The sequence below is a fragment of the Burkholderia sp. BCC1640 genome, from assembly GCF_902833125.1.
GTDB lineage: Bacteria > Pseudomonadota > Gammaproteobacteria > Burkholderiales > Burkholderiaceae > Burkholderia > Burkholderia diffusa.
In genome coordinates this window covers 21,103-47,996 of sequence record NZ_CADFEF010000005.1, presented here as the reverse complement: position 1 = coordinate 47,996, position 26,894 = coordinate 21,103, and the positions used below count along the sequence as shown (strand labels likewise).

The window sequence follows — 26,894 nt, the reverse complement described above, 5'->3', positions numbered from 1 at the left end:
CTTTGAATCCCTAGAAATCGACCATCCCCCCGGGCCGGGGGCTACAGCTCATAACCAACTGCCGTCGAGTGGCAGGCCGTCAGGTCCGAACGCCTTGCGCCGCTCCCGATGGCCGAACTGCTGGCGCGTCACCTGGTCATGGTGATCGGCACACAATCCGCGAAGGTTGTCGTCGGCATCGGTGCCGCCATGCTCGAGCGGCTTGATGTGGTCCACGACAACCGACTCGCGCACAACGTCCTGTTCAGCACACAGCACGCAGATCGGATCGCGCCGGAGGATGCGGGCGCGGATCTTCATCCACTTGCTGCCGCGTGTGCGCAGTTGGACGCGTGCGCTCATCGCATCGACCTCGGCGGCGGTAGCGTCAGGAATCGTCGTGACGGCTGCGTGCCCGCGCTGACCCAGCAGTACAGGATTCGCTCCAACTCGCCGCGCGCGATCAGCGCGTGCGCGACCGTCGCCTCAATCTGATCGTTGGACCGATGCTTGAGCTCTGACGCAGTGGTAGCTAGGGGTGCGCCTGAAAATGGCATTTAATTGCTTGAATGTTGGATATCTAGCAATTATCCGCTACGTCGCCGACGTTTACAACAGACGGGACGGAGGCGTGGTGGAACGTTGCCGTAACGTTTCAGCAACGCGTGGCGGTGTGTACTTGGGGTAAGCGAGCCTTGCCGGGGGAGAAGGGGGAGATTTGGAGGGTGTCGAATATTGCACCCTTTTCCGTGCGCTGGATTGCACCCTTTGGCGGGGCAGGCCGAACGCTCTATCCGGTTCGGAGCTATATAAACGAAGGGTTTGATGGAGATCGGGCCAAATTTCCGCCGATCCAAATAGTCCCGATTTCGCCTGAAACGGTGCTGCTTTTGCACCCTTTTCGACCCGCGCGGGCTTCCATGTGGATAACTCCATGAATCACCCGATCACCAGGCATTCATTTGCCTGCCAGTAGCACGGATTCAGCGCGTAGGTATGGCAATACTATAAAAGAGTTCAGTTTCTGAACATGGAGCGAAGCGGCAAAAAACGATATAAAAAAAGCCCGAAAACCCTTGATAGGTGGGCATTTCGGGCATTTTCGCTCCCTGTTCAGTTTCTGCATTGGAAAGGTGCTTCCCTGTTCAGTTTCTGGACTGGAAATTCTGCGCCGCGGGTTCACTTTCTGAACTGGACGGGTTCAGCTTCTGAACAGGGGATTTTTTCTTCGTCTGCTGCTTCTTTCTGCCCGCCTCCTGCAGTTTTTCGAGCCCCGCCACAAGTTCGCGCTCGGCATCGCGTACCGACTCGAAGCGACGAAAGTCGTAAGTCGCTTTGACTGCCTGCACGCCGGTTTTTGGCTGCTCGTACACCTCCAGGTCCGTGAAGCGATAGAGCGACGGCACGCGCGTTCCCTGCCGTAGACCGCCCTCGATGGTCACGGCGATGAAACCGAGCGCACGCAGCTCGTACAGCGCCTTCGCGAGCGTTGCGCTGGCCGTCCATCCTTTATGCTTCATCAGCGACAGGGAAGCACCAATGCTGCCGTTGTTCGAGCCGTTGAGCGTCATCCGCATGTCTATGTATAGCTTGACGGCGGACGGGCCGAGAACCCGCCACGCCGGAGTATTCAACAGCGAGTGATAGATTCGAACGTGCGGCCCGAGCGGATCGGACCACGTTTTCTTTGCCATCAGCCCTCCCGCGCGGCAAGCGTCAGACCTTGAATGATCTGGGCGAGCAGTTCGGGGCGGATGCTGATTCCCTGCCGAGTCGGCACGAAGTCGCCGACCCGGTCGACTACCATCAGGCGCACGTCGACATACCGCCGGCCCATGTGCCAATGGTGGGCGATGCGGATACGCTGCGTGGCGTTTTTCTGTACCTCCAGCACGGTGCGATCGTTGTCGTATGTACTCATGCGCCTCCCGTTCCTTGTGAGGACTGCTTAGGGGCGCGTCGACGCGAAGATTCGATTACGGAGCGGGCGGCACGGTCGCGAAGTTCGAAATCAGCCTCGCTCGCGATGAATGCCAGCTGTCCGATTGCGTCCACCTGCCGGGCAATGCTCCAAAGCAGCGACGGAACGCTGGATTCTTGAAAATTCCCGATGCGTTGCCCGCGTTCCTTTCTCAAGTCTTCCGACACAAGGCAGGCGATTCCATCCAGCGTGTCGCGCAAAGCGCCTGCCTCGTCCGGCGCTGTTGACGACGACAGAAATTCGAGCTCTTCGGTCGAAGCGGATTTCATGTCGAAGCGACCGTAAAAGAACGACAGCAGGCCGGCGGCGTCAGGTCGCCTATCAAGCATGGCGTGCCTCCGCTTCGATTGATTCGGCCGTTTCCAGCGCATCGCTCAGCTTGGTTCTCAGCACGGACGTGAGTAGGCGAATCGTCTCGATGGACCATTCGTGTTCGCCATCGTCGTACTTCTCGAAAAGCCACTTGATGCAATGAGCAGCGGACCCGCAGTCGAGCAAGGTTTCGACGAGGGTGAGCTCGGGAATTGGCTTCGTTGTGGCCTTGCTCATGCCGACACCTCCGCACGCGTAGCCATGCACAGTTCGCCAAGCTCGGTCGCCGTGCGCTGAGCGACGTCGCGGCCAATGTCGCACATCACGCACGCGCGCATCGTGATTTGCGCCTCGCTTTGGATCACGTTGAACAGCTCTTCAAGCTGTTGGAGCTTGCTGCCGAGATCTGCCAGGGCCTGACCGTCGATGAGGAACTTAGCCATGCGGCACCTCTTCCTGACGGCAGAGTTCTGCGAGCTGGCCCATTGCCGAGCCGAGCAGGTCGAGGGCGTCGAACACGGTCGGCGCGAGCGTGGCATCACGCAGTGCGCGATTGATGATTTCGAGTGCGGTCGGATTCACGCGCGCACCTCCGTTGCTTCACCAGTGGCGCTGGGCATTGCGGTGAGCGCACCGTTGTCGACGTGACTGGTATGCGTTACGACTTGTCCGTTTCGACTGTTGCGCCGCACGCTCGCATTCGCGCTAGCACTCGTTCGAATGTCTGCGGATCGAGTTCCAACTGAGCCATTGCGAAGAACAGCATGTGCATACCCATTTCCCGGCTGTTGTTCGCATCCGCCGCCATGTACTTCCGCCACTGACGGCCGGTCGATACGCCGAACAGCTCCGCCATTTCCGTGCTGCTTTTCCCGAGCTCCTGTTTGAGGCGCTCCATGTCTTCCGGCGAGGGGGGAGTGTAGGTAATCATTTTTTTGAGGCGCGAGCAGGCGCGCACGAAGGTAAGTCTTCATGATGGGCATCCTTTCGGAGAAGCGGTCCTCGCGGAGTGCGCGAACCTGAACGGTCAATGTAGGCCCTTTGGGTACCTTTGTCAATTCCTCGGAAAGCTGCGTGGGCATCATGCGACTCTGTTTTTGCACAGGATCGCGGCGATTTCCTCGGCGACCTCTGCCGGGTTGCGGTAGCCCGTCAGGCGGTAGCGCAGCACGCGGGCCGTCTTGCCGAAGCGGGTCGGTACGGTTTCCCATTGGCCCGTTATGAGCCAACCTTCCGCGCGCAGCGTCGAGATCGTCGTATTCAGGCAGTGGTCGCCCATGCGCTCAGCGTCGAAACGATTCAGCGAGATTCCGCGACGCAACTCGAGCAACACGCGATCGATTTTGCCGAGCGGCTTTTGGGCGAGCGTCGTGTTAACATTCGCGTTCGAATTGAGATTCTTTTTGTCTTGGCTGGCCTGCGGGTCGGCCATTTTTTTTGTTTGCATGGCTCAGCCCTCAGCGCGGTAATTTGCGGGATCGGAGAGCCAGCGATGAATCTCGCGGTTTGGCCATGCAATGCAGCGCTGCGAGCCGAGCTGAACGCGCCGCGGAAAGCGACCGGCGATTTCACGCAGTCTGATTGACTCGCGCGAGAGCGGCACGAACGTCTTGAGATTCTGCCAGCGCGAGTAACCGTCGAGCGGCAAGGCTTGGGGGGCGGTGGTGAGCGCCTGTGCGCTCGGTTGTGCGGATGTTGTATTGGCAGCCATGCCGTAAACCTCGTACAAGGTTGTTGAACATGGCGCTAGTTAAATATGTTGCGTCGGGCGCGGGTGCCAGCTGGCAAAACTCGCTGCTAGCTGGCAAATCGATCAAGCTTCATTGAGCAGATCAAGGCCCGCCTTGATACTGGCTCTGATCGATGACGATCCCGTGCCTTGTCGCTTGGCATCTGGCAGGGCGTCGAGAAATTCCGTGACTGCCTCGGCGATTCTCGACGAGTTTGGATCGTCCCCCTTCCTATAGCGATTCGATGCGCTCGCTAGAGCAAGCGCGAGAGCGCCAATTTGCTTGTGAAGGGACGCCCGTTCTCGGTCTCCAAGTTCGGACGGCGCAGAAGCGTCAGTGCTGGTACGGTCATCGTTCAACAGATTGCGGAGATCGGCGCTACCGATTCGAAACGTGTCTGGAGAGGGAAACTCCAAATCGACGATGAAATCCCGCGCGCTGTTTGAGCCTGCGGGCCGGGAGGGCATCCTTCGAAGTACCTGCAACAGCGAGTCGTTGTCTTGATCGAGCAGCAGGATTCCGTCCGCGAATTCGATTTTTCCCACCCGATCGCCATCGAAGATTTCCTGGCGGTCCTTCCTCGCGTTGACGGCAATACGGTGAAAGCCGTCAAGCAAGCGGACATGATCGGAAAGTGGCGACCAGAATTCCCGCTGAGCTGGAGAAAGCTTGCGTCGTTGCGCGAGCATCGTTTGATCCGGACGTATGCCGAAGCAGTGACTACCCCTGGCAATGGGCATTGCGTATCGTCCAGTCGCGTCCCACCACACTGCGATCTCTCCCGCATACACGCGGTCAAGGACATCGATCTCCGTGATGTCTTCGCCGAACGATTCTCGCAAGACTGATGCTGCCTGAGCGACGGTGAACCATCGCTTAAATGAACCCAACTCCCGCATTGCTAGCCCTGAAGCAAAGCCCTCTTTAGGAACCGCGCCAACCGGGTAGGGCACCCGGCGTTCGCCCCGTCGAGCTAGGCGCGGTTTGACTTTGGGATGCCGTCAGTGAGCAACCGTGGTCATTGATTGTAGATCGACATACTGTTTTTTTGTACAGGTATGGCAATTAGGCATTGGATGATGCGAGGGGCAGGCGTGGCACCGGGATAATGCTCGTCTACGACGGTCCGATTGCTGAGGCGTTGCCCCGACCGTATGTCACGGATGCCGGGATGCCTCAAATCGCTCCCGGCGGATGGTGGATCCAGCGCCACAAGTTCGGCCACTGCCGTTATGGAACAGTCATCGGTGAGGGCGTGCCTGCCGCTAAATTTTTTGCCAGAGCTAACGTTCACGCTATCGTCTATGTTTGCAGATGATACGATAGGCTGGAACTGTATAGCCAAACCTGACAAGACCATCAAAGGAAATAGACTCGTGGCCACGATTTTTCTGGAAGACACGCGCGTGAAATGCCTGTCCGGGCTTGGGCAGCTGGATGTCAAAGAATATCTAGAAATGATAAACGAGGTCTATCGTGACAGCGGCGGCATACCCGGGCAACGAGCTCCGCTCAAAACAAAGACCGGGATCAATATCCGAAAGCGCATGATTGATGACATTAAGATGGGTGCAATTCTGCCGCCTATCGTTATCGGTGCAGTCGTTCAACCGGATACCTTTGAGGCTGCCTTGAAATGTAGGACGAACGATGACTTTGCTGGGCTTATCCGGAGTATCGATAAGTCCACGCTCTCGATTATTGATGGGATGCAGCGAACGACAGCACTCGACGCGGCAATCAACCAAGAAAATCCTGGTGACTTCAATAAGGTTATTCGCATCGACCTATGGCTCGCCAAAAATATCGATAGTCTTGTGTATCGTATGCTGGTACTCAACACCGGCCAAGTTCCTTGGGATATTAAGCGTCAGCTGGAAACAATCTACAAACAAGTATTGATTGAAATACAAAAACAGGTCCCGAATATCGATGTTTTCAACATCGACGAGAAGGAGCGGCGGAGCGGTGCTGGTCAGTATCGATCTACACGGATAGTAGAGTTGTTCTTGGCTTTCACTTCGAGGAAGCCGCACATTGAAGTGAAAGAGAAGGTCGCTGAGGATTTTGCCAGAATGGACGCCACGGAAGCTACGGCGAACGAGCAAGCTCTTCCCGCATTCATCGAAACTATGAAGCTTCTCGCAGAGCTTGATCGAGCGTTCGCGACAACAGCTACGCCGCCTGAATATATTGATGAAAGCACCCGATTCAAGGAGGGGCGCGATATCTTTACCAGCGCACCGGCAAGCATTGCCTTTGCAGCAGCGGCGGCTCAGTATTTACTGGGTCGGCCGGGTTACTCGTTCGAATTCGAAAATCTAAAAAATAAACTAGATTCTCTCAGTGCGAGTATCAGAACAATCACGGGAAAGATTGGTGTTGCGGCTTCAAAAGCGGAATTCGTTGACTATCTAACGTTAAACCAAAAGGTCTCGGCGCGATCTGGTCGTATTGGCGAGTACGAGCGGGAGTTTTTTTTCAGAGCATTTGAGCACATGTTTGCGCACGCAGACAATCTCGAAAGCCTCACCCCGTGCTGGTCAGCATATAAATGACAAAGAACGTAAAACGATTGTCGCAAGCTCTCCTCGGAAAGTTCTCGGACTCGAACGGGAGACCTGTTACGGGCAAACTTAGCGCGCCGGCCGACTTGACCGCCGAAATCGATGCTCTTCAACAGTTGATCGTCGGTGACACTTGGCAATCGGCCAGTGGTGCGAAAGTATTTGAGTTTCTGCATCAGGATAATTACTGCATTGCGCTCTCTTTTGCGCCCACAGAGGACGAACAGGCATCTTTGTACGAGCAAAGTGAAAATACGATTAACACGATAGATGTTCCCGGGTCCATATTCCTTCTCCTGGCTGAGCGCCTTGATCTGCGCCCTATCCAGTTGGATCCGCAATGGGTGGAAGAGCACATAGCAGGACCGGCTGAAGAAGATGGCGTTGATCTTGATGTAATTAAGAAATGTTTGGAAGGAGTATCTGTCTTCCAATTGAGCAACGAGTCAATTTTCAGGAAGCAGACGCCGGGGCGATACGTTGCGAATTATATTTGTACTTTCGATTCGCGATTCACGAGTGGAAATAGACTTACGCCTCGCTCGCTGGAAATAGTGCGGGAAATATTTCTTCAGGAAAAATATTATCTCATTGAAGAGAATTTGTTTTCTGCAATGACAACGCCATTGCTGCAGCATGCATTTCTGGAAATCTATAGAATTCTGGAATTTGTGTTTGTTCTGCCGCGCGCCGGCTCACTCCTTGAACAGCTTCGACTTGCGGCCGTTTCTTTAAACATAAAAATTCTTGATTTTGCAAGATCCTGCAATAAAGAGCTTGGATGGAAGCGCGTGGAGCGCGACTCAATTGGCAAGTTATTTCGGGAATACGCGGCATCAAACTATGGTGCTTTTCAAGCGCTGGCTCAAGACTGCAAACCGTTTTCTGGCTTCACGGTACCATTGGCCACTGATCCGGAAGATCAGCGAACTGTATTTGTGGACAAACAGGCCGACAAGTATTACGCGCTTCGGAACCAAATCGTTCATCAGTTTTGGCCCGAAGAAGTTGTTCCTTGCGATGACGCGGATTGGCAAGCACTAATCGAATTCACTCTCGGGTGCATTGCCTATTTTTATAACCGGTATCTCAGCAAGACCGCATAGCGCAACGGGAGTAAGCTTCCGACGGTTCGCTATCGGGGCGGAACCGGAGTGCGAACGTTCGCGTGGAGGCGTGACCCAGCGTCGGAAGATGGCCGAGTGCCGACGTGTCGGCCCCGCACCCCTCAGAAATCCGCCATGCCTCTTTTTTGGACAGGTATCGCAATTAGCCATTGGATGATGCGAAGGGCAGTACCTTTGCGCCGACCTTCAGTTCGTCAAGGTAGTCGGCCCAGCGCTGCATCATCTTGCGACGCTCCGGCAGATACTCGGCGTGGACGTAGGCTGCGGTTACTTGGTTGCGTTCCGCGTGAGCCATCTGGCGTTCGACAACGTCGCGGCTGTATCCGAGTTCACGGAGTGCTGTCGCTGCAAGGCCGCGGAAGCCGTGCCCGGTCATGCGAGACTTGTAGCCCATCCGATAGAGCGCATAGAGCATGGTGTTGTTCGAGATATGGCTCCGGCCCTGTACGCTGTAGAAGACGAAGCGCTGCTCGCCGTTGATCGCGCGCAATTGTGTCAGAACGTCAATTGCCTGCCGGGACAGCGGGACGATGTGCGGATCGCGCATCTTCATGCGATCGGCGGGCACGCGCCATTCAGCAGCATCGACATTGATCTCAGGCCACTCGGCCTGAATCATTTCTTTCGTCCGCACGAACGTCAGCGCCATGAACCGCAGGGCGAGCCGCGTGACCAGATCGCCTGAGTATTCGTCGATGTCGCGCATGAGCTGCGGGATCTCGGTCGCCTTCACTCGCGCCATATGCTGTACGCCCGAGCTCTTTTTCAATACCGTTTCCGCGTCGATGTCGGCCGCCGGGTTTCGAGTACAGCGGCCGGTCATGATGCCGTACTGAAACACGGCACGCGAACGCTGTAGTACCCGCTTTGCCGTCTCGCGAACGCCGCGAGATTCGACAGTGCGAATGATCGCCAGCAGTTCGGGAGCATCGATGCTCGCGATAGGGCGGGCGCCGAGTCGAGGAAATACGTCGACTTCTAGGCAGTTGATGACCTTGCCTGCATACACCTCGGACCATCCACCACGCTGAGTCTCAAACCATTCGCGCGCAACGATTTCGAACGAGCTGGCGGCGGCCAGCTGCGCAGCGCGCTTGTCGGCTTTCTTGGCTTCGCCTGGGTCAACACCTGCGGCAAGCTTTTCACGCGCGCTATCGCGGCGAGCGCGTGCCTCGGCAAGCGAGACCTCCGGATACGTGCCGAGTGCCAGGCTCTTTTCTTTACCGTCGACGCGGTACTTGAGAACCCATCGCTTGCCGCCGGCCGGCGTTATCAATAGCAGCAGTCCGCCACCGTCATAAAGCTTCTGTTGTTTCTCAGTGGGCTTGGCTGTGCGGACCTTGAGGTCGGTGAGCGCCATGTGCTGGTGCCTCGGGGGTTGTTTTCTGGGGGTGTTTTGCAGAACCCCCAAAACAACCCCAAGTCGGGGGTTGTTTCCACTGGGGGTTGCTGGTGGAAGTTTGCAACAAAAAACCCCGCACAGCCAAGCGTGACGGGGTTCTTGTGGCGAAGCTGGTGGAGCTTTGGGGGATTCTTGGTCCCCCCGACAGGAATCGAACCTGTATCTAGCGCTTAGGAGGCGCTTGTTCTATCCATTGAACTACGGGGAGAGCCATGTCCGCAGTTTCACGCACAGAAGACGCGAACGGGACGGCAATGTGGACAGCGCGCAGAGTATAGCAAACGCGCGGCGCATCGCGCGGACGGAATGCGTGCCGATGCGCGCCGCGCGCGCTCGATCATGTCCGGAAGCCCGAATCAGAAATCGACGACGACGAAATCTTCCTTGCCCACGTCGCACAGCGGGCAGCGCCAGTCGGCGGGAATGTCGGCGAAACGGGTGCCGGCGGGGATGCCCTCGTCGGGCAGGCCTTCCGCTTCGTTGTAGACCCACCCGCAAATCAGGCAGACCCAGCTCTGGTATTCGGTTACTTCGCTCATGTGGTGCTCGGAATGATGAAAATCTGTGATGCCGTCCGCGGCGTGGCCGGCGGACGAAAGGCGCAATGGTACCGGAATTTCGCCGAACGCCTCTGCAACGTCGTTTTAAACGTGCGCATCGCGAACAACGGGCGTCATCGCGCGGGCCGGGCACGCAGTGTATGCTTCGTGAGCCTTTCAATCTGAAGGAGTAAACGATGCTCAACAAGAAGTGGATCGCGGGTGCGGTATGTGTCGCGGCTCTGGCCGTGTCGACGCTCGCGCGCGCCGAGGCGCGCGTGTTTTTCGTCGAGCCGAAGGACGGCGCGACGGTGTCGAGCACCGTGCACGTGAAGTTCGGCCTCGAAGGCATGGGGCTCAAGCCGGCCGGCGACATGACGCCGGATACGGGCCACCATCACCTGCTGATCGACGGCAAGCCGGTGCCGAAGGGCGACGTGATCCCCGCGACGGACCATTCGCTGCACTTCGGCAAGGGCCAGACCGAAACCGACGTGACGCTGCCGCCCGGCCAGCACACGCTGACGCTGCAGCTCGGCGACGGCGCGCACCGTTCGTACGGTCCCGAACTGAGCTCGACGATCTCGGTCAACGTGAAGTAATCGCACCGCCCGCATGCGGGCACCCGGCCGGGAAGCTGCGGCCGGATGCCCGCCGCGGGGGCTGCGCAACATCGCCGCGTCGCATGCCGGCCCCGTCCGCCGGGCGCGCCGTCATGCCGCCGCGGCACGAAATGAGCCGCGCACCGGCCTAGTCCGTCCGGCCATCCCGGCGCAGGCGTCCGCCACCGGTACAATGGGCGCTTCCGATTTCTCTCTCCGCCGTCTCCCCATGTCGCTTTATTCCATTACCGGCGCGCAACTCGCGTTCGGTCACGTCGCGTTGCTCGATCACGCGGATTTCTCGCTGGAGGCCGGCGAGCGCGTCGGCCTGATCGGTCGCAACGGCGCGGGCAAGTCGTCGCTGCTCAAGATCGTCGCCGGGCTGGCGAAGCCCGACGACGGGCTGATCACGCGCCAGCAGGAGCTCGTGACCGTCTACGTGCCGCAGGAGCCCGAATTCGAACCGGGCGCGACCGTGTTCGACGCCGTCGCATCGGGGCTCACGCACACGCGCGAAGTGCTCGAAGAATACGATTCGATCGCGCACCGCCTCGCGGAGACGCCCGAAGGCGCCGAGCACGACGCGTTGCTCGCGCGGATGAACGCGCTGCAGTCGTCGCTCGATGCGCACGATGCATGGAACTGGCGTACGCGCGTGTCGATGACGCTCGCGCAGATCGGCCTGACGGACGGCGACGCGCAGGTCGACGCGCTGTCGGGCGGGATGCAGAAGCGTGTCGCGCTGGCGCGCGCGCTCGTGCTCCAGCCAGACGTGCTGCTGCTCGACGAACCGACCAACCACCTCGACTTCGACGGCATCCGCTGGCTGGAAGAACTGCTCGTCTCGCAGCGCGCGGGCCTGCTGTTCATCACCCACGATCGCGCGTTCCTCGACCGCGTCGCGACGCGCATCGTCGAGCTCGACCGCGGCCGGCTGCTGTCGTATCCGGGCAATTTCTCCGCGTATCAGACGCGCAAGGCGCAGCAGCTCGAAGTCGAGCGCGTGGAAAACGAGAAGTTCGACAAATTGCTCGCGCAGGAAGAAGTGTGGATCCGCAAGGGCGTCGAGGCGCGCCGCACGCGCAGCGTCGGCCGCATCGCGCGCCTCGTGCAGATGCGCAACGAGCGCGCGGAGCGCCGCAATTCGCAGGGCAACGTGAAGCTCGACGTCGCGCAGGGCGAGAAGTCGGGCAAGATCGTCGCGGAGTTGACGGACGTGACGAAGCGCTACGGCGATCGCACGGTCGTCGACACCTTCTCGACGACGGTCATGCGCGGCGACAAGATCGGTTTCGTCGGCCCGAACGGCGCCGGCAAGACTACGCTGCTCAAGCTGATCCTCGGCGAACTGAAGCCCGACGCGGGCACGGTGCGCACCGGCACGAACCTGCAGGTCGCCTATTTCGACCAGATGCGCGCGCAGCTCGACCAGGAAAAGAGCCTGGCCGACACGATCAGCCCCGGTAGCGAATGGGTCGAGATCGGCGGCGTGCGCAAGCACGTGATGAGCTATCTCGGCGACTTCCTGTTCGCGCCGGAGCGCGCACGCTCGCCGGTGAAGTCGCTGTCGGGCGGCGAGCGCAACCGGCTGCTGCTCGCGCGCCTGTTCGCGCGGCCGGCCAACGTGCTGGTGCTCGACGAACCGACCAACGACCTCGACATCCCGACGCTCGAACTGCTCGAAGAGCTGCTGGCCGACTACGACGGCACGGTGCTGCTCGTCAGCCACGATCGCGCGTTCCTCGACAACGTCGTCACGTCGGTGATCGCGGCCGAGGGCGACGGCAAGTGGCGCGAATACGTCGGCGGCTTCACCGACTGGCAGATCCAGAGCGAGCGTTCGCAGCAACTCGCGCAGCAGGAGGCGGCGAAGCGCGCGGTGAAGGAAGCGGCGCCGATCAAGGAAGACGCGGCGAAAAGCGCGGCCGGCCGCAACGCACAGCGCACGGTGAAGCTGTCGTTCAACGAGCAGCGCGAACTCGATGCGCTGCCGGAGAAGATCGCGGCGCTCGAGGAAGAACAGAAGACGATCAACGCGCAGCTGGAGGACGGTTCGATCTTCGCGAAGGATCCGCAGGAAGGCACGCGCCTGACCGAACGGTTCGCGGCGATCGACGACGAGCTCCTCGCCGCGCTCGAACGGTGGGAGACGCTCGAGGCAAAGCGCAAGCCGGTCTGACGCCCCGTGCGCCGCGTGAGTGATCTTGCGACGGCGCGCCACGCGGAACCAGTAAAATACCGCGCGTCCCGGGCAGCGCAGCGAACGCCGCGCGCCCGCTTTCGGAGCAGTCCAAGCACACCGTTGTTTCGATTCGCTTTTTTACGGAACTCAACGTTTTGTCCACGACGTTATCCACACGAGGTGTGGACAACGTCCCGATGAATGACGAAATTCAGCGCCTATGTCAACGAAGAAGCCCAGCGCGGCCTATAGCGAAGCATCGATCAAGGTGCTCAAGGGTCTCGAGCCGGTCAAGCAGCGGCCCGGCATGTACACCCGTACCGAAAATCCGCTGCACATCATTCAGGAAGTCATCGACAACGCGTCCGACGAGGCGCTCGGCGGCTACGGCAAGCAGATCACGGTCACGTTGCATGCCGACCAGTCGGTGTCGGTCGAGGACGACGGCCGCGGCATCCCGTTCGGGATGCACCCCGAAGAGGGCGTGCCGGTCGTCGAGATCGTGTTCACGCGCCTGCACGCGGGCGGCAAGTTCGACAAGGCCGCCGGCGGCGCGTACACGTTCTCGGGCGGCCTGCACGGCGTCGGCGTGTCGGTGACGAACGCGCTCGCGACGCGTCTCGACGTGACGGTCTGGCGCGACGGCAAGATCGCCGAGCTCGGCTTCGCCGAAGGCGACGTCGTGAAGCCGCTCGCGACGCAAGGCGCGGGCCGCGGCGAGAAGAAGTCCGGCACGCGCGTGCAGGTCTGGCCGAATCCGAAGTATTTCGATTCGCCGAACCTGCCGCTCGGCGAGCTGCAGCGTCTGCTGCGCTCGAAGGCCGTGCTGCTGCCGGGCGTCGAAGTCGTGCTCGTCAACGAGAAGACTGGCGAGCGCCAGGCGTGGAAGTACGAGGACGGCCTGCGCGGCTACCTGCTCGACGAGATGAACGGCAGCGAGCTGCTGATTCCGCTGTTCGAAGGCGAGCGCTTCGCCGATGCGCGTTCGACCGACGAAACCTTCGCCGAAGGGGAAGGCGCGTCGTGGGTCGTCGCATGGAGCGAGGAAGGATCGCTCGTGCGCGAGTCGTACGTGAACCTGATCCCGACGCCGGCCGGCGGCACGCACGAGTCGGGCCTGCGCGACGGTCTCTACCAGGCAGTCAAGAGCTTCGTCGAACTGCACAACCTGCAGCCGAAGGGCGTGAAGCTGCTCGCGGAAGACGTGTTCGCGCGCGTGTCGTTCGTGCTGTCCGCGAAGGTGCTGGATCCGCAGTTCCAGGGGCAGATCAAGGAGCGCCTGAACAGCCGCGACGCGGTGAAGCTCGTATCGTCGTTCTCGCGTCCGGCGCTCGAATTGTGGCTGAACCAGCACGTCGAGCACGGCAAGAAGCTCGCCGAGCTGGTGATCAAGCAGGCGCAGGCGCGCACGCGCGCCGGCCAGAAGGTCGAGAAGCGCAAGAGCTCGGGCGTCGCGGTGCTGCCGGGCAAGCTGACCGACTGCGAGACGGAAGATATCGCGCGCAACGAACTGTTCCTCGTCGAGGGCGACTCGGCGGGCGGTTCCGCGAAGATGGGCCGCGACAAGGAATATCAGGCGATCCTGCCGCTGCGCGGCAAGGTGCTGAATACGTGGGAAACCGAGCGTGACCGCCTGTTCGCGAACAACGAGGTGCACGACATCTCGGTCGCGATCGGCGTCGATCCGCATAGCCCCGACGACACTGTCGACCTGTCGAACCTGCGCTACGGCAAGATCTGCATCCTGTCGGACGCGGACGTCGACGGCTCGCACATCCAGGTGCTGCTGCTTACGCTGTTCTTCAAGCATTTCCCGCAGCTGATCGAGCGCGGTCACGTGCATGTCGCGCGGCCGCCGCTGTTCCGCGTCGATGCGCCCGCGCGCGGCAAGAAGCCCGCGCAGAAGCTCTATGCGCTCGACGAAGGTGAACTCGAGGCGACGCTCGACAAGCTGCGCAAGGACGGCGTGCGCGAAACGCAGTGGAGCATCAGCCGCTTCAAGGGTCTCGGCGAAATGAGCGCGGAGCAGTTGTGGGACACGACGATGAACCCCGACACGCGCCGCCTGATGCCGGTGAAGCTCGGCGAACTCGACTACGAGGCGACCGTCGCGCGGATGACCATGCTGATGGGCAAGGGCGAGGCAGCCGCGCGACGCGGCTGGCTCGAGGAAAAGGGCAACGACGTCGAAGCGGACATCTAAACCCGCGCGGCCGGGCATGACGCCCGGCCCGGCCTCACGCCACTTACGAATACGGAATTCAGATGGACGACAATACTTCCGATCTCTTCGCCGGATCCGACGCACCGGACGCCGATGCGCTGACGCTCGGCAACTACGCGGAGCAGGCGTACCTCAGCTACGCGGTCAGCGTCGTGAAGAGCCGCGCGCTGCCCGACGTGTGCGACGGCCAGAAGCCGGTGCAGCGCCGGATCCTGTTCGCGATGAACGAAATGGGCCTCGGCCCGGACGCGAAGCCGGTGAAGTCGGCGCGCGTGGTCGGCGACGTGCTCGGTAAATACCACCCGCACGGCGACCAGTCGGCATACGACGCGCTCGTGCGTCTCGCGCAGGATTTCTCGCTGCGCTATCCGCTGATCGACGGGCAGGGCAACTTCGGCTCGCGCGACGGCGACGGCGCGGCGGCGATGCGATACACCGAAGCTCGGCTCACGCCGATCTCGAAGCTGCTGCTCGACGAGATCGACCAGGGCACGGTCGACTTCATGCCGAACTACGACGGCTCGTTCGAGGAACCGAAGACGCTGCCGAGCCGCATGCCGTTCGTGCTGTTGAACGGCGCGTCGGGCATCGCGGTCGGTCTCGCGACCGAGATTCCGTCGCACAACCTGCGCGAGGTCGCGGCGGCGGCGGTCGCGTTGATCCGCAATCCGAAGCTCACGCATGCGGAGCTGATGAACCTGATCCCCGGCCCGGACTTCCCGGGCGGCGGCCAGATCATCTCGAGCGACACCGAGATCGCGGCGGCCTATGAAACCGGCCGCGGCAGCCTGAAGGTGCGCGCGCGCTGGAGGATCGAGGATCTCGCACGCGGCCAGTGGCAGCTGGTCGTCACCGAGTTGCCGCCGAACACGTCGGGCCAGAAGGTGCTCGAGGAAATCGAGGAACTCACCAACCCGAAGCTCAAGCTCGGCAAGAAGACGCTCACGCCCGAGCAGCTCAACACCAAGAAGGCGATGCTCGACCTGCTCGACGCGGTGCGCGACGAGTCGGGCAAGGAAGCGGCGGTGCGGCTCGTGTTCGAGCCGAAGTCGCGCACGATCGACCAGACGGAATTCGTGAACACGCTGCTCGCGTACACGAGCCTCGAGTCGAACGCGACACTGAACCTCGTGATGATCGGCGCCGACGGCCGGCCGGGCCAGAAGGGGCTGCTGACGATCCTCGACGAATGGGTGAAGTTCCGCCAGCTGACGATGACGCGCCGCTGCCGCCATCGTCTCGCGAAGGTCGACGACCGCATCCACATCCTCGAAGGGCGGATGATCGTCTTCCTGAACATCGACGAGGTGATCCGCATCATCCGCGAGTCGGATGAGCCGAAGGCCGCGCTGATGAGCGCGTTCGGCCTCAGCGACCGCCAGGCCGAAGACATCCTCGAAATCCGCCTGCGTCAGCTTGCGCGGCTCGAGAAGATCAAGATCGAGAAGGAACTCGAGGCGCTGCGCGACGAGAAGGCGAAGCTCGAGGAACTGCTCGCGAACGAAAGCGCGATGAAGCGGCTGATGATCAAGGAGATCGAGGCCGATGCGAAGCAGTACGGCGACGATCGCCGCACGCTGATCCAGCAGGAAAAGCGCGCGACGTTCGAGGCGAAGGTCGTCGACGAGCCGGTGACGGTCGTCGTATCGCAGAAGGGCTGGGTGCGTGCGCTGAAGGGCCACGGGCTCGACCCGGCCGGCTTCTCGTTCAAGGCAGGCGATCACCTGTATGCAGCGTTCCAGTGCCGCACGCCCGATCGAATGATCGCGTGGGGCAGCAGCGGCCGCGTGTACTCGGTCGACGTGTCGGTGCTGCCGGGCGGGCGCGGCGACGGCGTGCCGGTGACGTCGCTGATCGAGCTCGAGTCGGGCTCGCACCTGATGCACTACTACGCGGCGCCGGCCGACCAGCAACTGCTGCTCGCGTCGAGCAACGGCTTCGGCTTCCTCGCGAAGGTCGGCGACATGGTGAGCCGCGTGAAGGCCGGCAAGTCGTTCATGACCATCGATGCGGGCGCGGTGCCGCTCGCGCCGATGCCCGTGCTGCCGAACGCGACGCAGGTCGCATGTCTGTCGAGCGGCGGCCGTCTGCTGGTGTTCGGGATGGACGAGATGAAAACGCTGTCGGGCGGCGGTCGCGGCGTGATCCTGATGGCGCTCGACGACAAGGAAACGCTCGTGCAGGCGCTCGCGATCGACCCGGCCGGCGTCGTGCTGATCGGCACCGGTCGCGGCGGCAAGGCGCAGGACGAAACGCTGTCGTACGCGGGGCTCGCGCCGCACGTCGGCAAGCGTGCACGCAAGGGTCGCGCGCCGGAAACGAAGCTCAAGGTCGTCAACGAGCTGCGTCCGCTGCTCGGCTGACGCCGCATCCGTTGGCCGGTTCGACCGGCATCGAAGGCCGCACCTCCGCTTCGGCGGGCGTGCGGCCGGTTCTTTTTTGCGCGACGCATTCAGGTAAGCGCGAGTGGCGCCGTCACACGGAACTTGCAAAATATTGTGAAATTCCGCCAAGGGTCTGAACCGCGCGGCGGCGCGCCGGTCGAACGTCGCTCGAGACCGCGCGTGACGCGGCCGTTCGTTGCACTCAACTCATACCAGGATTGCCGCCATGTCCCACGCCGTTGCCGTCGCGCTGTTTCTTCATCTGCTGGCCGTCGCCGTGTGGGTGGGCGGGATGGTCTTCGCGAACTTCTGCCTGCGCCCGGCGCTGTCCGACCTGACGCCGCAGTTGCGGCTGCCGCTGATCGAGGGCGTGTTCGGCCGCTTCTTCAACTGGGTGTCGGGGTCGGTGATCGTGATCCTGCTGTCCGGCGGTTTCCTGCTCACCGCATTCGGCGGCGCGCACGCGACGTGGACGCTGCACGCGATGGCGGGGCTCGGTGTTGTGATGATGCTGATCTTCGGCCACATCCGCTTCGCGCTGTTCCCGCGCATCCGCCGCGCGGTGCAGGCGCAGAACTGGCCGGACGGCGCGCGCGCGGTGAACACGGTGCGCCTGCTCGTCGTCGTCAACCTCGTGCTCGGCGTCGTGACGATCGGCGCGGCCGTGCTGTCGCGCGGCTTCTGAGCGTGAACGCCTGACCTTGCGGCGCCGTTCGGCGCCTGCCGCCGGCGCGATGCCGCGCGCCGCTATGCGGCCAGCATCGCGTCGAGCAGCCACGCGCCGGCCGGGCCGAGCGGCCGGTTGCGCGACCACACCGCATCGACCCGCACGCGGCGCGGCCAGCCGCGCGAGCGCAGCTCGCAGAGGCGATCGCGCGCGAAGTGCTCGACCATCCAGCGCGGCAGCTCGGCCCAGCCGAACCCCAGCACCGCCATCTCCAGCAGCATCAGGTAGCTCGGCGCGAGCCAGCGCTGCGTGCCGATGACGATCCGGTCGTCGGCGCCGCGATCCTCCGGTTTCACGTACGTGTTGAGGCGCAGCTCGCGCGCGTCGCGCAGCGCCGAATGCGGCACGTCAGCGTCGCCGCAGGCCGCCAGCGCGTGCGTGCGCCCGACGAACAGCCCGATCTCCGATTCCTCCGCCACCGTCGCCGCGCCGATATCGGGCGGGTAGACGGCGCGCGCGGCCATCAGCCCGAGCTGTGCGCGGCCCTGCTGGATCAGGTCGAGCACGTCCTCGTGTTCGGCAATCTGGCATTCGAGTTCCAGCGTCGGAAAGCGCCGCTCGAGCGCCATCAAGGTTTCCTCGTAACGCTTCGATTGATACGTATCGGACACGACGAGCGTCAGCCGTGCTTCCTCCCCCTGCGCGAGCCGCGCGGCGGTGCGGTCGATCGCCGCGCCGGCTTCCAGTGCGCGCTGCACCTGCGGCAGCAGTGCGCGTCCGGCATCGGTCAGCGTCGGTGTGCGCGTCGAGCGGTCGAACAGCTGCACGCCGAGATCGATCTCGAGGTTCGCGATCGCTTCGGACACCGTCGACTGGCGCTTGCCGAGCTTGCGCGCGGCGGCCGTGAACGAGCCGAGCAGCGCGGCTTCGGCGAAGGCGAGCAGGGCTTCGGGGGCGTGGCGCATGCGTGGATCTCACATTGTTATATCGGTAAAACCGATGATATCAAACTGGATTCATGCAGTTGCGCCGATCAAAATGGCCGGCATACGTTGCACAGATTAATTGGAGGGAACCATGAAACAGATGAACAAAACGGTGACGGAACGCCTCGTTCACGCGCTGACGTTCGAGCTGGTGGCGATCGCGCTGTGCGCGCCGATCGGCGCGTGGCTGCTTGACATGCCGGTATCGCACGTCGGCGTGCTGACGGTGATGGTGTCGCTGATCGCGATGGCCTGGAACATGACGTTCAATACGCTGTTCGACCGTTTTGAGCGCCGCGCCGGCCTCACGCGCACGCTCGGGATGCGGATCGCGCACGCGGTCGTGTTCGAGCTCGGCCTGGTCGCGATGGTGGTGCCGGTGGCCGCGTGGTGGCTGAACGTGAGCCTCGTCGAGGCGCTGCTGCTCGACCTCGGCATCGTGCTGTTCTTCCTGCCGTACACGTTCTGCTTCAACCTCGCGTACGACGCGCTGCGTGCACGCTGGGTCGCACGCCGCGTCGCGGTGCAGGCGAGCTGAGCGGCGAGCGGCCGGCGGTGGTGGGAGGGGTTGCCGTCAGTGCGCGATGGCGGCCCACAACAGCCATCCGCCGCATACGATCGCGACCGCACCGTAGACGGCGTACACGGGCACCTTGAAGCGCGCGAAGCACAGCGTCGCAAAGGCGCCCGTGAGCCAGTAGACGGGATCGGCCGGTTCGCGGTGCAGGATCCTCACGACGGCGACGACGAGAAAACCCGTCGTCGCCGCGCGCAGCAGGCGCATCCCGTGCTCGAAGCGCGAGTGGCGCTTGAGCCGGAACAGATGGTTCTGCGCGAACACGACGAGACACCCCGACGGAATGAACAGCGCGGCGGTCGCGAGCAGCGCGCCGGTCCAGCCGTCGGTCAGGTAGCCGAGAAACGGCACGACGTTCAGCAGCGGGCCGGGCGACACCGGCGACAACGCGAACGCGAGCGTGAAGTCGTGATCGGAGATGCCGGTGGCCGGCGACACGAACAGCGTCTTGAGCACGGGCAGCGCGGAGAAGCCGCCGCCGAACAGTGTCATGCCGGCGCCGGCGAGCCGCGGCCACAGCAGCGTCTCCTGGTAGTCGCCGGGCAGCGGCAGCGCGAACAGCGCGACGAGCACGGCGAGCAGCACGAGCAGGTTGCGGTCGCGTTTGGACAGCGTGAAGTCGACCGCGTCGTGTTGCGGCGGCCCGGTCAGCCAGCCGGCCGCGAACGCAGCGAAGAGAATCCCGACGAAAGCGGCCGGACTATGCGCGAAAGCGAGCAGAATCGTCGAGAGCGCGGCGATCGCCCGTTCGAGCCGCGTGCTCGCGAGCGTGCGCAGCTGCTTGACCCACGTGACGCCGATCAGCGCGGCGAGCACCATCCCGAAGTGATTGATCAGCATCGGCGCCGCGAGCGAGCGCACGATCGGCGTGCGGTAGAAGATCGCGAACAGCGTCATCAACACGGAGAACGGCAGCACGCTCGCGATGCCGGCGATCCATGCGCCGATGCGGCCGTGCAGCGTCTGGCCGACCTGCACCGCAACATTGCAGCCGACGGGGCCTGGCACGAGCCATGCGAGCGCGACGAGATCGGCGAACACGTGCGGCTCGATGCGCTGCAACCGGTCGACGTAGTGGCGTTCGAGCTGCGCCATCATCGAAAGCCCGCCCCACGACACGGCGGAAATGCCGGCCACGACCTTGAACAAGGCCCATAGGGATGCCTGTGTCTGTTCGACACGTTCGGCCGCTTCGACTTCGATGGTTGTCATGACGGTGCTGTTGGCGCTGGGCCTGGTCTCGCGCGTGGAAACGTGCCGGCGGCCCGCCGACACGATGGCCCTCCCGATTGTCCGCCGCGCATCGTGACACTGCCATGCGCGAAAACGCTAGTTAATGAACTAAACAACCGGATCGGAAACCGAAATAATCGGTGTGCTGCGCAACATAGCCGCGCGGGCTGGGAGCAGCGGGCTCAGGCGCCCGTGCTGCCGGTTGCGCGGTGCGCGAGGACACTCGGCCGGTCGCCGCGCACGCCGAAGCGCGCGATCAGCGCGGGGATCGCGTCGGCCGGCACGGGGCGGGAGAACAGGAAGCCCTGCGCCTCGATCTCGCCGAGCGCGGACAGCCATGCGATCTGCTCCTCGGTTTCGGTGCCTTCGACGACCACCGTCAGGCCGAGCGAGCGCGCGAGATGCACGATCGACGACACCATCACGCACACGCTGCGATCGTTCGGAATCGCCTGCACGAACGAGCGGTCGACCTTCAGCGTATCGACGGAGAAGCGGTGCAGGTACGACAGCGACGAATAGCCGGTGCCGAAATCGTCGAGCGCGATCCGGATGCCGAGCTTCTTCAACGCGACGATCTTCTCGGACACGAGCTCCGGATACTCCATCATCGCGGTCTCGGTGATCTCGATTTCGAGCCGGTTCGCCTCGATGCCGGTGTCCTGCAGCGCCTGCGAAATCGTCTCGATCAGGTCGCCGCGCCAGAACTGCACCGGCGAGATGTTGACCGCGAGCGTCAGCGTGTCGTGGCCGTCGTCGCGCCAGCGCGCGATCTGTTCGCACGCGGTGCGGATCACGAAGTCGCCGATCGGCACGATCAGGCCCGTCGACTCGGCAATCGAAATGAATTCGTTCGCGGAGATGATGCCGTGCTCGGGGTGATCCCAGCGCGCGAGCGCCTCGAAGCCGGTGATCGTGCGGTGCGTCAGGTCGATCTTCGGCTGGTAGGCGAGGAACAGCTGCCCCTCGGCGAGCGCGACGCGCAATTGCTGTTCCCAGCGCATCAGGTGGTCCGCGCGATGCGACAGGTGCGGCGCGTAGAACTGGTAGCAGTTCTTGCCCGCGTCCTTCGCGCTGTACATTGCAAGGTCTGCCTTCTTCAGCAGGTCGATCTCGCTTTCGTTCGCGACGGTGTGCAGCGCGATGCCGATGCTCGCGTGCAGCACGAACGAACTGCCGCGCACGTCGAACGGCTCGGCGAACATCCGGATGATCGCTTCCGCGAGCCGCACCGCGCGCCGTTCGACGTCGTCGCCCTTCATCACGACGACGAACTCGTCGCCGCCAATCCGTGCGAGCGACCCTTCGTCGCCGACGGCATCCGACAGGCGCGACGCGGTCATCTGCAGCACGATGTCGCCGGCGTTGTGGCCGAGCGTGTCGTTGACGGTCTTGAAGTTGTCGAGGTCGATGAACAGCAGGCCGAGCCGCGACAGGCTGGCCGGCATCGACACGTCGTTGCGCAGCCCGCGCAGCGTCGCGTAGCGGTTCGCGAGGCCGGTGAGGAGATCGTATTCGGCGAGCTGGGTCATCTCGCGCTCGCGGCCGAGCAGTTTGCCGATCAACCCCGTCGCGACGCCGAAGAATGCGAGCATCGCGAGTGTGATGAAGCTCGTCATCAGCAGATAGACGTTGCGCGTGTGGTAGTAGTCCGCGAATTCCTCGGACTGCGACAGCCCGACCATCACCGCGAGCGGATAGCCGTCGAGGTGGCGGTACGACACGATGCGCGTCACGCCGTCGATCGGGTCGATGATCGTGCCCGTCACGCGCTCGGCGATCGGATAGACGCCCGACGCGGAGAACGCACCGGGCGCGTTGTTGAGCGAGCCGGTTCGCCGCGCGAGGACGGTACCCGTGTCGGACACCACGGCGATCACGCCTTCCTTGCCGATCGCCGCGTTGTTGTAGAAGTCGTTCGTGAAGTAGCTCGGGTCTTCCGACACCACGACGATGCCCGCGAAGCTGCCGTCCGGATTGTTCAGGCGCCGCGTCATCTGCAGCGTCCAGTGGCTCGACACGCGGCCGAGCACGGGCTTGCTGATGTACAGGCGATCGTCGTTGTGCGCGAGGTGGACCTTGAAGTGCTCGCGGTCGGCCAGGTTGATCGGCTTCGGATGGAGTTCGGCCGTGTTCGCGAACAGGACGCCCTTCGCGTTGACGAGCGAAACCTGGATCAGCGTGTCGCTCGGCACAACGCCTTTTTCGACCGCGCTCGCGAGGTTGAAGTGCGCGGGCGATTTCTCGAATTCGAACTTGACGAAGCGGGTGATCTGGTCGACCTGATGGATGGCCTTGACCGTGTGCTGTTCGAGCGCGGACGACAGGATCGCCGCAGAAGCCGCCGCTTCCTTGTACGCGCTGTCCTTTTCGACCGACAGCCGCGCGACGATCACCGCCCACAGCAGCGCGAGCGCCAGCATCCCGAGCAGCGGGATCGCGAACAGCGCGCGTCGGCGCGACTTGCGCGGCGCGCGCAGCGGTCGGGTCGGCGGCGTGTGGTTTGACCGGGCGGAGCTCATCTGAGAGGGCGGCGTCCTGCTCGCGTGCGTCATCCGTCAGGATGGCTGGCTATGGTTCGGGTTGTCCCGACGTCTGTTCGTTCGCGGGACACGCAACCATGGACAGACCTCCGAAACAACGGATTAGGCCCGATATTACTGGCTGGAACGCTTTTGCGATAGTTGGGCGAATCGTAGGGGCGCCGGCGGGCCGGCGCCAGCGCACATCGCGAAATGTTACACGGGCGACCGGAAGGTGCCGTCGACGACCGTGACGACGTGGCCGCCGATCCACGTGGTGCCATCTTCGTCATAGCTGACGGAGATGCGGCCGTCGCGGCCGATCGCCGTACCCTGGCGGGCCGTATACGACTGGCCGGGGCGGCGTTCCTGCCGCGTCAGCAGCCCGGCCAGCGCGGCGTTTGCGCTGCCGGTGACCGGGTCCTCGCCGAAGCCGAAGTTGCCGCCCGTCATCAGGCAGCGGATTTCGAACGTCGCGGGGCCGCCTTCGGCGTGCGGCGCGTAGACCGCGAGGCCGTCCATGCCGTAGCGGTGCGTGAGCGCCTCCAGCGCGGCCGGATCCGGCGACAGACCGATGCACGCGTCGGCCGACTTCAGCCGCACGACCAGCCACGGCGCGCCGTTGTCCACCGCGCACGGCTCGGCTTCCAGGTCGATCGCGTCGCTGCGCAACGCGGCAGCCAGCGCCGCGTAGTCCGAACGGTCGAGCGGCGTGACGCGGGCCGGCGGCGCGGCGAACGCCCAGCCGCCGGCCTGCTCGCGCAGCGCGACCCGGCCGACCCCGCACTGCTGGATCAGCCGGCCCGGCGTGCGTGGCCTCGCGCCGCTTTCCAGGAACGCATGGGCGGTGCCGAGCGTCGGGTGGCCGGCGAACGGCAGTTCACCGGCCGTCGTGAAGATCCGTACGCGGTAGTCGGCGTCCGGATCGGTCGGCGTGCAGACGAACGTCGTTTCCGACAGGTTCGTCCAGCGGGCAATCTCGAGCATGGCGTCGTCGCCGAGCGAATCGGCGTCGAACACGACGGCGAGCGGGTTGCCCTTGAACGGCACCGACGTGAAGACGTCGACCTGCTTGAAGCGGACGAGACGACCGGTCATCTCGATGCGCCCGTTACGCGACTTCGGCGATCAGTTCGATCTCGACGCACGCGCCGAGCGGAATCTGCGCGACGCCGAACGCCGAACGCGCGTGCTTGCCTGCGTCGCCGAACACTTCGGCGATCAGTTCCGACGCACCGTTCGTCACGACGTGCTGTTCGGTGAAGTCGAGCGTCGAGTTGACGAGGCTCATCAGCTTCACGATGCGCGTGACCTTGTTCAGGTCGCCGGTGTGCGCGTGCAGCGTCGCGAGCAGGTCGATCGCGATCGAGCGGGCGGCCGCCTTGCCGTCTTCCGTCTGCAGATCCGCGCCGAGCTTGCCGGCCCAGACCTTGCCGTCCTTCTTCGCGATGTGGCCCGACAGGTAGACCGTGTTTCCGCTTTGCGCGCTCATCACGTAGGCGGCGGCCGGTGCGCCGGCGGTCGGGAGTTCGATGCCGAGCGACTTCAGTTTGTCGTAGACGTTAGCCATGTGTTCGATTCCTCGTTGAGAGTCGTGACAGGAAAAAGGGGATCAGAGACGCTCGCGCAGCAGCTTGCCGAGACGCGCGACGCCTTCCTCGATCTTCTCCGGCGGCACCGTCACGAACGACAGGCGCAGCGTGTTCTGCTGCGGGTCGTTCGCGAAGAACGGCGCGCCCGGCACGAAGGCGACGTGGTTGGCGACCGCGGCCTCGAGCAGCTTCATGCTGTCGATCTGCGCGGGCAGGTTCACCCAGATGAACATGCCGCCGTCCGGGCGATTCCACGTGACGCCTTCCGGCATGTGGCGCGCGAGCGACGCGAGCATCGCCTCGCATTGCGCGCCGTACAGCTGGCGGATCGTCGGGATGTGCTCGTCGAGGAAGCCGTCCTTGATCACTTCGTGCGCGATGCGCTGCGTGAGCGTCGGCGTGTGCAGGTCGGTGGCCTGCTTGGCCTGCACGAGCTTGAAGTGGAGTTCCTCGGGGGCAATGATGTAGCCGATCCGCAGGCCCGGCGCGAGCACCTTCGAGAACGTGCCGAGGTGCACGATATGGTCCGGCGCCATCGACAGCATCGTCGGCAGCGGCTCGCCCTGGTAGTTCAGCGCGCCGTAAGGGTCGTCTTCCAGCACCGGGAACGGGCTCGACTGCGCGAACGCGGCGAGCGCGCGGCGGCGCTCGACGGGCAGGCGGCGGCCGGTCGGATTCTGGAAGTTCGGCTGCGCGTACAGCAGGCGCGCGCCTTGCGTCAGATCGGGCGTGAGGCCTTCGGACAGCAGGCCCAGCTCGTCGGTCGGCACCTGCACGTAGCGCGGCTCGTACAGCGAGAACGACTGCAGCGCGCCGAGGTAGGTCGGGGTTTCGACGAGGATCGGGCTGTCCGGATCGATCAGCGCCTTGCCGAGCAGGTCGAGCGCCTGCTGCGAGCCGGTCGTGATCAGCACCTGCGACACGCGCACGCTGTAGCGCTCGGCGATCCATTCGCGCAGCGGCAGGTAGCCTTCGGTCGCGCTGTACTGGAGCGCGGCGGCCGGCGCGTCGCGCAGCACGCGGTCGGCGGCGGCGCGCATGCGCTCGGCCGGGAACGTCGCGGGAGCGGGCAGGCCGCCTGCGAACGAGATGACCTCGGGGCGTTCCGTGACCTTCAGGATCTCGCGGATCGCAGAACTCGTCAGCTTGCGGGCGCGTTCGGAAAGCTGCCAGTGCGGCGGATGCAGGTCGCTCGGATTCATAGTCTCCTCGTTCGGATATCGTGGTCAGTCAAGAAAGGTCGATCGGGCTGATCGCGTCGACGCGGCCGGGTGGGCGTGCGGGAGCGCGACCGGGCCGTCGCGGCCGGGTGGGCACAACCGTTCAGGCAAAACGAACATTATGGCGCACCTCATCAACCGGCGCGAGCGGGACGCGGGGCCGTGGCCACCGCCGAGCGCCGGCCGAGCATCACGGTCGCGATCACGGCGGCCGCGAACAGCCACGTCGACGGCGTCACCGTCTCGCCGAACAGCAGCGCGGAAAAGGCGATCGTGAAGAAGATCTGCAGCAGCTGCACCTGGCCCACGCGCGCGATGCCGCCCATGGCGAGCCCGGCGTACCACGCGAAAAAGCCGATGAATTGCGAAAAAAGGGTCACGTAACCGAATGCGAGCCACGTGCGCAACGCGAGCGGGGCAGGGTGCGCGACGTGCTGCATCCACGCGAGCCAGCCGACCGGCAGCACCAGGAACGGTGCGGACACGACGAGCGCCCAGCAGATCACCTGCCAGCCGCCGATCTGGCGCGCGAGGCGCGCGCCTTCCGCATAGCCGAGCGCGCCGATGCCGACCGCGACGAGCATCAGCGCGTCGCCGGCCTGCACCGTGCCGCCGCCGTCGCGCAGCGCGAACGCGATCACGAGCGCGCTGCCCGCCAGCGCGCTGGCCCAGAACGCCTTCGACGGCCGTTCGTGCGACAGCCACGCCGCGTACAGTGCGACGAACAGCGGCTGCAGCCCGTTCACGACCGCGCCGTGCGAGGCCGGCACGGTTTTCATCGCCCAGGCGGAGAACACCGGATACGCAATGATCACGCCGGCCGACACGACCGCGAGGCTTTTCAACTGCGCGCGGGTCGGCAGCCGTTCGCGGCGCCACCACAGCAGCAGGCCGGCCGGCACCGACGCGGCGAGCGCGCGGCCGAGCCCGTTCAGCAGCGGGTTGAGTTCGGAGACGACGATACGCGTCATCGGCAGCGTCAGGCTGAAGATCATCACGCCGATGAGGCCGAGCAGCATGCCCCGGGTTTCGCGCGAATTCATGAAATGGGTGTCTCCGTATTGCGGG

The 26,894-nt window shown here is 63.4% G+C and carries 28 protein-coding genes and 1 tRNA gene; 8 read left to right on the top strand and 21 right to left on the bottom strand.

Translation table 11 applies throughout. The features are described from left to right. Positions 1 to 48: 48 nt before the first annotated feature. The 11 genes from HWX25_RS07370 to HWX25_RS07320 form a co-directional block, all read right to left on the bottom strand. Positions 49 to 300, bottom strand: coding sequence for an HNH endonuclease signature motif containing protein (locus HWX25_RS07370; RefSeq protein WP_060272940.1), 252 nt, complete (start codon positions 298 to 300; stop codon positions 49 to 51). Between the two features lie 824 nt (positions 301 to 1,124). After that, positions 1,125 to 1,673, bottom strand: a complete 549-nt coding sequence (locus HWX25_RS07365) for a hypothetical protein (protein ID WP_124919408.1) — start codon at positions 1,671 to 1,673, stop codon at positions 1,125 to 1,127. Further along, positions 1,673 to 1,900 carry a PC4/YdbC family ssDNA-binding protein gene (locus tag HWX25_RS07360; RefSeq protein WP_124919409.1) on the bottom strand — a complete coding sequence of 76 codons (228 nt, stop codon included), beginning with the start codon at positions 1,898 to 1,900 and terminating at the stop codon, positions 1,673 to 1,675. The genes HWX25_RS07365 and HWX25_RS07360 overlap by 1 nt, the downstream gene beginning before the upstream one ends. Then, positions 1,897 to 2,289, bottom strand: a complete 393-nt coding sequence (locus HWX25_RS07355) for a hypothetical protein (protein ID WP_175907920.1) — start codon at positions 2,287 to 2,289, stop codon at positions 1,897 to 1,899. The genes HWX25_RS07360 and HWX25_RS07355 overlap by 4 nt, the downstream gene beginning before the upstream one ends. After that, positions 2,282 to 2,509 (bottom strand): hypothetical protein, encoded by a 228-nt coding sequence (locus tag HWX25_RS07350; RefSeq protein WP_060272914.1) that lies wholly within the window; start codon positions 2,507 to 2,509, stop codon positions 2,282 to 2,284. Before HWX25_RS07350 ends, HWX25_RS07355 begins: the two co-directional genes overlap by 8 nt. Continuing rightward, a complete protein-coding gene (locus HWX25_RS07345; RefSeq protein WP_175907918.1) occupies positions 2,506 to 2,715 on the bottom strand; it encodes a hypothetical protein in 210 nt (69 codons plus the stop codon). Before HWX25_RS07345 ends, HWX25_RS07350 begins: the two co-directional genes overlap by 4 nt. Beyond that, positions 2,708 to 2,854 (bottom strand): hypothetical protein, encoded by a 147-nt coding sequence (locus HWX25_RS07340; protein ID WP_175907916.1) that lies wholly within the window; start codon positions 2,852 to 2,854, stop codon positions 2,708 to 2,710. Before HWX25_RS07340 ends, HWX25_RS07345 begins: the two co-directional genes overlap by 8 nt. 76 nt (positions 2,855 to 2,930) lie before the next feature. Beyond that, positions 2,931 to 3,203 (bottom strand): XRE family transcriptional regulator, encoded by a 273-nt coding sequence (locus tag HWX25_RS07335; protein WP_347879251.1) that lies wholly within the window; start codon positions 3,201 to 3,203, stop codon positions 2,931 to 2,933. A 150-nt stretch (positions 3,204 to 3,353) separates the two neighbouring features. Further along, positions 3,354 to 3,719: a helix-turn-helix domain-containing protein gene (locus HWX25_RS07330; RefSeq protein ID WP_124919412.1), complete on the bottom strand. Its 366-nt coding sequence runs from the start codon at positions 3,717 to 3,719 to the stop codon at positions 3,354 to 3,356. 3 nt (positions 3,720 to 3,722) lie between these two features. Further along, positions 3,723 to 3,983, bottom strand: coding sequence for an AlpA family phage regulatory protein (locus tag HWX25_RS07325; protein WP_175907914.1), 261 nt, complete (start codon positions 3,981 to 3,983; stop codon positions 3,723 to 3,725). Between the two features lie 102 nt (positions 3,984 to 4,085). Beyond that, positions 4,086 to 4,691, bottom strand: a complete 606-nt coding sequence (locus HWX25_RS07320; protein ID WP_175907912.1) for a hypothetical protein — start codon at positions 4,689 to 4,691, stop codon at positions 4,086 to 4,088. 687 nt (positions 4,692 to 5,378) lie between these two features. Between HWX25_RS07320 and HWX25_RS07315 the strand changes: the two genes are divergently transcribed. Both HWX25_RS07315 and HWX25_RS07310 read left to right on the top strand, forming a co-directional pair. Continuing rightward, positions 5,379 to 6,560 carry a hypothetical protein gene (locus HWX25_RS07315; RefSeq protein WP_208457043.1) on the top strand — a complete coding sequence of 394 codons (1,182 nt, stop codon included), beginning with the start codon at positions 5,379 to 5,381 and terminating at the stop codon, positions 6,558 to 6,560. Beyond that, complete coding sequence (locus HWX25_RS07310) at positions 6,557 to 7,675, top strand: hypothetical protein (RefSeq protein WP_175907910.1); 1,119 nt, start codon at positions 6,557 to 6,559, stop codon at positions 7,673 to 7,675. Before HWX25_RS07315 ends, HWX25_RS07310 begins: the two co-directional genes overlap by 4 nt. A 163-nt stretch (positions 7,676 to 7,838) precedes the next feature. Here the strand turns inward: HWX25_RS07310 and HWX25_RS07305 are convergent, their stop codons facing one another. The 3 genes from HWX25_RS07305 to HWX25_RS07295 form a co-directional block, all read right to left on the bottom strand. Then, positions 7,839 to 9,056 carry an integrase arm-type DNA-binding domain-containing protein gene (locus HWX25_RS07305; RefSeq protein WP_175907908.1) on the bottom strand — a complete coding sequence of 406 codons (1,218 nt, stop codon included), beginning with the start codon at positions 9,054 to 9,056 and terminating at the stop codon, positions 7,839 to 7,841. Positions 9,057 to 9,231: 175 nt separating this feature from the next. Next, positions 9,232 to 9,306: transfer RNA gene (locus tag HWX25_RS07300), tRNA-Arg, on the bottom strand. A gap of 148 nt (positions 9,307 to 9,454) precedes the next feature. Next, on the bottom strand, positions 9,455 to 9,637 hold the full coding sequence (locus HWX25_RS07295; protein ID WP_006478164.1) for a rubredoxin: 183 nt from the start codon (positions 9,635 to 9,637) through the stop codon (positions 9,455 to 9,457). Positions 9,638 to 9,834: 197 nt separating this feature from the next. On the opposite strand from HWX25_RS07295, the gene HWX25_RS07290 reads away from it, so the two are divergent. From HWX25_RS07290 to HWX25_RS07270, 5 genes are all read left to right on the top strand, one after another. After that, on the top strand, positions 9,835 to 10,239 hold the full coding sequence (locus HWX25_RS07290; RefSeq protein WP_175907906.1) for a DUF4399 domain-containing protein: 405 nt from the start codon (positions 9,835 to 9,837) through the stop codon (positions 10,237 to 10,239). 193 nt (positions 10,240 to 10,432) lie between these two features. Next, entirely contained in the window at positions 10,433 to 12,418 is a 1,986-nt protein-coding gene (locus tag HWX25_RS07285) for an ATP-binding cassette domain-containing protein (protein WP_175907904.1), read from the top strand. 223 nt (positions 12,419 to 12,641) lie between these two features. Next, on the top strand, positions 12,642 to 14,624 hold the full coding sequence (locus tag HWX25_RS07280; protein ID WP_059527399.1) for a DNA topoisomerase IV subunit B: 1,983 nt from the start codon (positions 12,642 to 12,644) through the stop codon (positions 14,622 to 14,624). Positions 14,625 to 14,686: 62 nt separating this feature from the next. Continuing rightward, complete coding sequence (gene parC / locus HWX25_RS07275; RefSeq protein ID WP_175907902.1) at positions 14,687 to 17,008, top strand: DNA topoisomerase IV subunit A; 2,322 nt, start codon at positions 14,687 to 14,689, stop codon at positions 17,006 to 17,008. 247 nt (positions 17,009 to 17,255) lie between these two features. After that, positions 17,256 to 17,714 carry a CopD family protein gene (locus HWX25_RS07270; protein ID WP_059448642.1) on the top strand — a complete coding sequence of 153 codons (459 nt, stop codon included), beginning with the start codon at positions 17,256 to 17,258 and terminating at the stop codon, positions 17,712 to 17,714. Positions 17,715 to 17,776: 62 nt separating this feature from the next. On the opposite strand, the gene HWX25_RS07265 is transcribed toward HWX25_RS07270, so the two are convergent. Next, the gene (locus HWX25_RS07265; protein WP_059527394.1) at positions 17,777 to 18,661 is read right to left on the bottom strand and encodes a LysR family transcriptional regulator; all 885 of its coding nucleotides are present in this window, start codon (positions 18,659 to 18,661) and stop codon (positions 17,777 to 17,779) included. A gap of 112 nt (positions 18,662 to 18,773) precedes the next feature. Between HWX25_RS07265 and HWX25_RS07260 the strand changes: the two genes are divergently transcribed. Beyond that, entirely contained in the window at positions 18,774 to 19,220 is a 447-nt protein-coding gene (locus HWX25_RS07260; RefSeq protein ID WP_059527391.1) for a multidrug/biocide efflux PACE transporter, read from the top strand. Between the two features lie 36 nt (positions 19,221 to 19,256). Here the strand turns inward: HWX25_RS07260 and HWX25_RS07255 are convergent, their stop codons facing one another. The 6 genes from HWX25_RS07255 to HWX25_RS07230 form a co-directional block, all read right to left on the bottom strand. Beyond that, positions 19,257 to 20,471: a chromate transporter gene (locus HWX25_RS07255; protein WP_059527389.1), complete on the bottom strand. Its 1,215-nt coding sequence runs from the start codon at positions 20,469 to 20,471 to the stop codon at positions 19,257 to 19,259. A gap of 203 nt (positions 20,472 to 20,674) precedes the next feature. Continuing rightward, the gene (locus HWX25_RS07250) at positions 20,675 to 23,014 is read right to left on the bottom strand and encodes an EAL domain-containing protein (RefSeq protein ID WP_059527386.1); all 2,340 of its coding nucleotides are present in this window, start codon (positions 23,012 to 23,014) and stop codon (positions 20,675 to 20,677) included. A 216-nt stretch (positions 23,015 to 23,230) separates the two neighbouring features. Continuing rightward, positions 23,231 to 24,112 (bottom strand): PhzF family phenazine biosynthesis protein, encoded by an 882-nt coding sequence (locus tag HWX25_RS07245; RefSeq protein WP_175907900.1) that lies wholly within the window; start codon positions 24,110 to 24,112, stop codon positions 23,231 to 23,233. A gap of 13 nt (positions 24,113 to 24,125) precedes the next feature. Next, a complete protein-coding gene (locus tag HWX25_RS07240) occupies positions 24,126 to 24,584 on the bottom strand; it encodes a RidA family protein (protein ID WP_006478174.1) in 459 nt (152 codons plus the stop codon). 42 nt (positions 24,585 to 24,626) lie between these two features. Beyond that, a complete protein-coding gene (locus HWX25_RS07235; RefSeq protein ID WP_175907897.1) occupies positions 24,627 to 25,808 on the bottom strand; it encodes a PLP-dependent aminotransferase family protein in 1,182 nt (393 codons plus the stop codon). Between the two features lie 152 nt (positions 25,809 to 25,960). Continuing rightward, positions 25,961 to 26,869: a DMT family transporter gene (locus HWX25_RS07230; RefSeq protein ID WP_175907895.1), complete on the bottom strand. Its 909-nt coding sequence runs from the start codon at positions 26,867 to 26,869 to the stop codon at positions 25,961 to 25,963. Positions 26,870 to 26,894 lie beyond the last annotated feature (25 nt).